This is a genomic window from Cupriavidus yeoncheonensis (assembly GCF_905397275.1).
GTDB lineage: Bacteria > Pseudomonadota > Gammaproteobacteria > Burkholderiales > Burkholderiaceae > Cupriavidus > Cupriavidus yeoncheonensis.
This window is the reverse complement of record NZ_CAJPUY010000065.1, coordinates 1-1,207: the sequence shown is the minus strand read 5'-3', so window position 1 is coordinate 1,207 and position 1,207 is coordinate 1. Positions and strand designations below refer to the sequence as shown.

General features: G+C 61.8%; 1 protein-coding gene. It reads right to left on the bottom strand.

Annotated elements, in window-relative coordinates:
• Positions 1–16 precede the first annotated feature (16 nt).
• The gene (locus KHO22_RS32295) at positions 17–1,042 is read right to left on the bottom strand and encodes an IS110 family RNA-guided transposase (RefSeq protein ID WP_211951258.1); all 1,026 of its coding nucleotides are present in this window, start codon (positions 1,040–1,042) and stop codon (positions 17–19) included.
• Positions 1,043–1,207 lie beyond the last annotated feature (165 nt).

Below are 1,207 nucleotides of genomic sequence, written 5' to 3'. Positions count from 1 at the left end.
CTAGCTCGGCCTGCCGCTAGGCAGGCCTGACCGAGACGTAGTCGCGATCATAAGTCCGGTTGTGGGCCAACACGGCCCAGGCCGTGCGCGCCATCTTGTTGGCCATGGCAACGCCTACAACGTTGGCCGGTCGGCGCTGGACCAGCGTCGTACCCCAATGGCTTTGCCCCTTGCGACGCAAGTGGCTGAGCACGACCCGCGCACCGTGAATCAGCAAGGTGCGCAGATAGGTGTCGCCGCGCTTGCTGATGCCGCCCAGATTCACTTTGCCGCCGGTGCCGCGCTGTCGTGGCACTAAGCCAAGGAATGCCGCCAGTTGCCGGCCAGAGCGGAAGGTATGCACATTGCCAATGGTGGCCACCAGTGCCGTTGCGGTAAGCGGGCCGATGCCCGGAATGGCAGCGACGGTCTGGCAATCGTGATCCTCCTTGAGCCAGGAGTTCAAGCGGATTTCGATCTGCCCGATTTCCTCGTCCAGGCGGGCGATGCTTTGTAATTGGTCGCACACGGAATCGAACAGCACACGCGGCAACTGCTGCTCGAGTTCGGCCATATGCTGCCTGATCTCTTCTAATCCGGCACGGCGGCCACGCCGGAAACGGGCGCCGAACTCGAACAGCGTGCCGCGCAATTGGTTGACCAGCATGGTGCGCGCCTTCACACGCAGGGTGCGGAACGCATGCAGGGCGAGGATGGCCTGTTGTGTTTCGGTCTTGGGCGCGACCTGGCGCATGCCGGGCTGATGCACGGCGGTCCAGATGGCCTTGGCATCGGCCACGTCGGTCTTGTTGGTCTGCACAAAGGGACGTACGAAGGCGGCATGCAAGAGCACGGGCTTATGGCCAAGCGCAGCCAGTTGGCGCGCCCACCAATGGGCGCTGCCGCAAGCTTCGAGCGCGACACGACCAGGTGCGCGCTTGGCTAGGAAATTGAGCAGCGCCTGATGCGTAAAGCGACGGTTGAAACACTCCCCCGAGGGCTCGACCCAATAGAGCTGGAAAACACCCTTTGCAATGTCCAGACCGTAAGTCGTAGTATTCATTTCGGGTCCCTCCATCCTGTGTGGATTGTGCGAACTTCCACTCTGGCACATTGATGCCGTTTCGTGATGGAGGGCCCACCTATCCTGTCACGTTCCCCAGAAGCAACTGAACTACCGGCGCCTTTGATCGGAAGGCCGGGGCGCGTTCATTCCATCTTTTGCCCG